This is a genomic window from Streptomyces sp. KR55 (genome assembly GCF_052245645.1).
Classification (GTDB): domain Bacteria; phylum Actinomycetota; class Actinomycetes; order Streptomycetales; family Streptomycetaceae; genus Streptomyces; species Streptomyces flavusporus.
The window spans coordinates 1-6,163 of the sequence record NZ_JBQQCE010000541.1; the positions used below are offsets into that span (position 1 = coordinate 1).

General features: G+C 71.0%; 3 protein-coding genes and 1 pseudogene. 1 reads left to right on the forward strand and 3 read right to left on the reverse strand.

Translation table 11 applies throughout. From position 1 onward, the window contains the following. Positions 1-278, forward strand: a pseudogene (locus ACTWQJ_RS44630) (hypothetical protein); the annotation flags it as partial. Positions 279-337: 59 nt separating this feature from the next. Here the strand turns inward: ACTWQJ_RS44630 and argS are convergent. The 3 genes from argS to ACTWQJ_RS44645 all read right to left on the reverse strand — a co-directional run. Next, positions 338-2,032 carry an arginine--tRNA ligase gene (gene argS / locus ACTWQJ_RS44635; RefSeq protein ID WP_443312112.1) on the reverse strand — a complete coding sequence of 565 codons (1,695 nt, stop codon included), beginning with the start codon at positions 2,030-2,032 and terminating at the stop codon, positions 338-340. Positions 2,033-2,202: 170 nt separating this feature from the next. Continuing rightward, positions 2,203-3,366 carry an XdhC family protein gene (locus ACTWQJ_RS44640; RefSeq protein WP_443312113.1) on the reverse strand — a complete coding sequence of 388 codons (1,164 nt, stop codon included), beginning with the start codon at positions 3,364-3,366 and terminating at the stop codon, positions 2,203-2,205. 526 nt (positions 3,367-3,892) lie between these two features. After that, a partial coding sequence (locus ACTWQJ_RS44645; RefSeq protein WP_443312114.1) for a xanthine dehydrogenase family protein molybdopterin-binding subunit occupies positions 3,893-6,163 on the reverse strand: 2,271 nt, incomplete at its 5' end.

Below are 6,163 nucleotides of genomic sequence, written 5' to 3' on the forward strand. Positions count from 1 at the left end.
AGGAGATCTTCACCCAGCGCCAGCGGATCGGCGAGCTGATGGGACGCCTGCGGGACCTCGACCAAACGGTGCCCGGCGAGTCCGTCCAGGCTCTGGTGAGCGAGAACACCAGCCTCAAGCACCGAGTGCAGCAACTCACCCGCGAGCACCGGCTCCTGCAAGAACGCCTCGAAGGCTCCCGCAGCAACCTCCGCTTCGCCGACAAGCGAATCGCAGACCTGGAAGCCCAGCTCCTGGAAACTGCAGCCGCCGCCTCCGACACCACCGGCCAGCTGTAGCGGGCGCGCGCCCGCAGGAGGTGACTGAGCGCGCTATTGGGTGGTCAGCGGTTGCGCGCTCACATTCGTTCCGGTGCCGAAACCCCGAGCAACTGCAGCCCGTTGCGCATCACCAGCCTGCTGGCGTCCGTCAGCCACAGCCGGGCCCGGGTGCGGTCGTCCGGGTCCTCGCCGGCCCGCGGCAGGACCCGGCAGGCGTCGTAGAAGCGGTGGTACGCGCCGGCCAGCTGCTCCAGGTAGTGCGCGACCCGGTGCGGCTCGCGCAGCGTGGCGGCTGTGGCCACGACCTGCGGGAACTCGGCCAGCATACCCAGCAGGTCGGCCTCCCGCTCGTGGGTGAGCAGGGAGGGGTCGAAGTCCTGCGGTGTGCCCTTCTCGATCCCGGCTTCCTCCGCCCTGCGCTGTACGGCGCACGGCCGCGTGTGCGCGTACTGGACGTAGTAGACAGGGTCGTCGTTCGACTGCCGTGTGAGCAGGTCGATGTCGAGGTCGATCATCGCGTCCACGCTGGCCCGCGCGAGCGCGTACCGCGCGGCGTCCACGCCGACCGTCTCGACCAAGTCGTCGAGGGTGAGGACCGTGCCCGCCCGCTTGCTCATCCGGACCGGCTCCCCGTCCTTGCCCAGGTTGACCAGCTGGCCGATCAGGATCTCCAGGTGCGTGTCAGGGTCGTCACCGAAGCAGGCCGCCATGGCCCGCATCCGGCCCACATAGCCCGCGTGGTCGGCGCCAAGCATGATGACGACCCGCTCGAAGCCCCGGGACCGCTTGTTGAGGTAGTACGCGCAGTCCGCGGTGAAGTACGTCCAGGACCCGTCGCTCTTCACCAGGACCCGGTCCTTGTCGTCACCGAAGTCTGTGGTGCGCAGCCAGACCGCGCCCTCGTCCTCGAAGACGTGACCGCCCTCCCGCAGGCGGGCGACAGCAGCGTCCAGGTCCCCCTGGTCGTGCAGGTCCTTCTCGTTGAAGTAGACGTCGAAGCGGGTACCGAACGCGGCCAGCGACGTCTTGATCTCGTCGAACATCAGCGCCGTGCCCTCCGTCCGGAAGGCGGCGAGGGCCTCGGACTCCGGAAGTTCCATGGCCGCGGGCTGCCGACGCAGTACCGCTGCGGCAATCTCCTCGATGTACGCCCCGCTGTAGCCGTCCTCGGGCACCGGCGAGCCCTGCGCCGCGGCGAGTAGCGAGCGTGCGAAGCCGTCGATCTGCACGCCGGCATCGTTGAAGTAGTACTCCCACGACACATTTGCGCCCGCTGCCTCAAGCAGCCGGGCGAGCACATCGCCCACGACCGCCCACCGGGCCCCTCCGATGTGCACCGGCCCGGTGGGGTTCGCCGAGACGAACTCCAAATTGAGCCGAAGGCCTTCGAGCCGGTCCGTGCGGCCATAGGCGTCACCGGCCAGGACGATGTCGCGCGCGAGGGCGCCGATCGCCGCGCTCGCCAGCGTGATGTTGAGGAATCCGGGGCCCGCGACCTCGGCCTTCGCTACTCCGGCGGCCGCGCTCACCAGCGGGGCCAGCACTTCGGCGACGGCGCGGGCGGGCAGACCCGCGGACTTGGCGAGTTGCATGGCGACGTTGGTCGAGTAGTCGCCGTGGCTGCGGTGGCGGGGGCGCTCCACGCGGATCCACGCCGGTTCGGCCGCTGCGGCCGGTGCGGCGGCGACCGGTCCGGTCAGCACGGCGGCCAGGACGACCGACAGGGCGGCCAGTGCGGCAGGGACGTATCTCGTACGTCTGATGGGTCTCATGCTCGGGTTCACTCCTGTTTCGCAACGGTCACGCGGGACTTGCGGGAGCGCTCCCACACGAGGTTCCGGTGAGGGGCATGCGCGCATCAATACGGGTGCATCAACTGAGGTTCACGAGGTGTACCGACACAGGTGCGGGAGAAGGGTCCGCCGCCCTCCGTGAACGGACCCTACCGACGGCTCAGGCGACCGATCTCGTTCCGCCGCACCGCGGGCTCCGGCCCGTCGTGGTGAATCGGCGTGTCTGCCCCGGTCAGCGAAACCCCGCTGCCCCCACGCCGGTTGGCCACGATCTCCGAGGCGATGGACAGGGCGGTCTCCTCAGGCGTACGCGCGCCGAGATCCAGTCCGATGGGCGAGCGCAGACGGGCTAGTTCGAGCTCGGTGACGCCGACCTCGCGCAGACGTTCATTGCGGTCGAGGTGCGTACGCCGCGAGCCCATCGCCCCGACGTACGCGACCGGGAGCCGCAGTGCCAGTTGCAGCAGCGGCACGTCGAACTTCGCGTCATGGGTCAGTACGCACAGGACGGTACGGCCGTCGACCTGCGTCGACTCCAGGTACGTGTGCGGCCATTCGATGACGACCTCGTCGGCCTCGGGGAAGCGGGCCGGGGTGGCGAAGACCGGCCGGGCGTCGCACACGGTCACGTGATAGCCCAGGAACTTGGCCGTTCGAACCAGCGCGGACGCGAAGTCGATGGCGCCGAACACGATCATCCGAGGCGGTGGAACGGATGACTCGACGAGCAGAGTGATCGGTGCTCCGCACCGAGAGCCCTGCTCTCCCATGTCCAGCGTGCCGGTACGGCCCGCGTCGAGGAAGGCACGGGCCTCGTCGACGGCGGTGCGGTCCAGTTCGGGGTGCCCGCCGAGGCCGCCCTCGTACGAGCCGTCGTCGCGGACGAGCAGGGCGCGGCCGAGGAGTTCGGCAGGTCCGGAGACGATCCGCGCGAGCGCCGCGGCCTCTCCTCCGGCTGCGGCGGAGAGCGCGGCCGCGAACACCTCCCTGGCGGGAGAGTCCGCGCGTACCGGGGTGACGAGGATGTCGATGACGCCGCCGCAGGTCAGGCCGACGGCGAAGGCGTCGTCGTCGCTGTACCCGAAGCGCTGGAGGACTGTCTCGCCGTCGTCCAGGGCCTGTTGGCACAGCTCGTACACCGCGCCCTCCACGCAACCGCCGGAGACCGAGCCGATCGCTGTGCCGTCGGTCGCGACGGCGAGCGCGGCCCCCGGCTGACGGGGGGCGCTCCCGCCGACAGCCACGACGGTGGCAACGGCGAAGCCGCGCCCCTGCGCTACCCACCGGGTCAACTCGCCGGCGATGTCCAGCATTTGGGTCTCCTGTTCCCGTTCCGGTTGGTGGGCAGGCGTTCCGTTTGCCGTTGTGGGCAGGCGTTCCGCGGGGCGATGGGAGTCCCCCCTGCTCGAGCGAAGCCGAGAGCTTGGGGGAGGGTGGGCACAACCCACGACGGCGGGTTCCCGTTGGATGTGCAGCTGCCCCAAACGTCGGGGTTACCCACAGTAAGAGACGTGACCCGCCGTCGGGGTGCCGCTGTGCCCACCCTCCCCCATTGCCTTAAGGGCATGGGAGGTACCCCCATCGCCCCAGCGGCACGATTGCCCACAGCGGCGGCGTGTCTACGCCATGCCCGTCAGATGCTCCGGCCGCACCGGCGTCCGCTCAAGCGCCAGTCCCGTCGCCGCGCGGATCGCCGCGAGAACCGCCGGCGTCGAAGACAGCGTCGGCGCCTCCCCGACACCCCGCAGCCCGTACGGGGCATGCTCGTCGGCGAGTTCCAGAGAGGTCGATGTCGGCGGCTGAAGCCGCCGGCATCGACCTCTAGAGGACACGGTGCGGTCACAGCACCTTGTCCAGGGTGATCGGCAGGTCGTGGACGCGCTTGCCGGTGGCGTGGTAAACGGCGTTGGCGATCGCGGCGGCCGTGCCGGTGACGCCGATCTCGCCCAGGCCAAGAAGCCCGAGCGGCATGGTCGGGTCGGGCTCGTCCAGGTAGTGGATGTCGATCGGCGGGATGTCGGCATGGACGGGTACGTGGTACTCGGCCAGGCTCGGGTTCATGATCCGTCCGGTGCGCGGATCCACCAGCGTCTCTTCCGAGAGTGCCATGCCGATGCCCATGACGATGCCGCCGCGGAGCTGACTGGTGGCGGTCTTGGCGTTGATCACCCTGCCGACGTCGAACACGCCGAGCCAGCGCGACACCCGTATCTCACCGGTGTCGGGGTCGACCCGCACTTCGCAGAACTGCGCCCCGGACCCCGCCTTCACCCAGCGCCGCTGATCGCGCAGGAACCGCGCCATGAACTTCGCCTGCCCGGCCAGCGCGCCGAGCCGTGTCTCGGACCCGACCGCCGCCTCGACATGGTCGCGTCCCGCCCGCGCGAGGATATCCGCGTACGACCCGCCCTCGCCCAGCGCGCGCACCTTGCGCTTGAGTTTGCCGCAGGCGGCCAGCAGGCTCGCGGAGACGCTCACGGTCTGCGCGGAGGCGCCCGCGCCGGGCGCGGCGGGCAGCGTGGAGTCGCCGTGCTCCACCCGCACCGCGTCGAGCGGCACGCCGAGCGCGTCGGCCGCGATCTGCGCCTGGGCGGTCGCCGCGCCCACGCCCACTTCCTGCAGGGCGCAGCGCACCAGCACGCTGCCGTCCGCCGACAGTCGCACCGTCACGTTGGCGGTGAACCGGTTCGTCCCGTGGTGGGCGGTGGCCACGCCCATGCCGACCAGCCACCGGCCGTCCCGCATCGAGCCCGGCTCGGGCGTGCGGTCCGCCCAGCCGAACCGCTGCGCGCCGTAGGCGTATGTCTCGCGCAGCAGCCGGTGCGAGAAAGCCTTGCCGTCGATCGGGTTGGTCTCCGGCTCGTTGCGCATCCGCAGCGCGATCGGGTCCATGCCCAGCTCGTAGGCGAGCTCGTCCACCGCCGCCTCCAGTGCGAACGAACCCGGCGCCTCGCCGGGGGCGCGCATGAAGGTGTTGGGTAGCCAGTCGAGCTCGACCTGGCTGTGGCGCAGGAGGATGTTCGGCGCGGCGTACAGGTGCCCGGACGGCGCGGTGACCCCCTCGGGCAGTCCGCCGACCCGCCCGGTGCTTGTCACGCCGGTGTGGATGAGCGAGGTCATCTCGCCGTCCGCCGTCGCGCCGAGGGCTATCCGCTGGATGGACGGCGAGCGCCCGCCGACCGTGCGGTAGACGCCCGCGAGGGCGAGCATCATGCGCACCGGCCGTCCGGTCGCGCGGGCCGCGAGCACGGTGAGCAGCGTGCCGGCCCACACCGGGCCCTTGCCGCCGAACGCGCCGCCGACGTGCGGCGCGATCACCCGCACCGACTCCACGGGCAGGCTGAACCTGGCCGCGAGGTGGGTGCGGAGGAAGGTCGTGCCCTGCGTGGCTTCGTGCACGGTCAGCCGGTCGCCGTCCCACGCCGCGGTGGTGGCGTGCGGCTCGATCGCGTTGTGGTTGAGCGGCGGGGTGGTGAACCGCAGGTCCACCGATACGGGGGCGGCCTTGAGCGCCGCCTCGGCGTCGCCCTTCTTCGCGGTTCCAGGCTGGAAGGGATTGCCCTTCAGCAGGACGGCATGCTCCTCCTGGGCGGCGAAGTCGGTGGTGGCCGGGGACTCCTGGTAGGCGACCTCGACCAGTGCCGCCGCCTCGCGCGCCGCCTCCAGGGTCTCGGCGACGACGACCGCGACGGGCTGACCGTTCCAGTGCACCTCGTCGGTATGGAGGTAGTTGACCGGGGCCCCGTTGAGGATCATGCCCATATTTGCCAGCGTCGCCCGCGGCGGCGGCTCCATGGGGGGCGCGTTCTCGTGCGTGAGGACGGTCAGCACGCCCGGTACGGCGGCGGCCCCTGCCACGTCGAATCCGGTGACGCGGCCGCGCGCGATCGTCGCGTGCACCAGCGCGGCGTACGCGAGATCGGGGTACGGATGCTCGGCCGCGAAGCGCGCCCGCCCGCTCGTCTTGGCCCGGCCGTCCAGCCTGTCGATTGGCTTGCCCACCACCGGCTCCGCCGCGGTCTGCGGCTTCGACGGGCTCTCCACCTGGGTCATGAGCCGGCTATGGTTCTCGGCGTCGTGCGGCACCGTCATGCTGCGCCCCCTTCCGTG

Excerpts from the sequence above, each read along its gene's own strand:
- argS (WP_443312112.1), bottom strand. The coding sequence starts at position 2,032 with ATGAGACCCATCAGACGTACGAGATACGTCCCTGCCGCACTGGCCGCC.
- ACTWQJ_RS44640 (WP_443312113.1), bottom strand. The coding sequence starts at position 3,366 with ATGCTGGACATCGCCGGCGAGTTGACCCGGTGGGTAGCGCAGGGGCGC.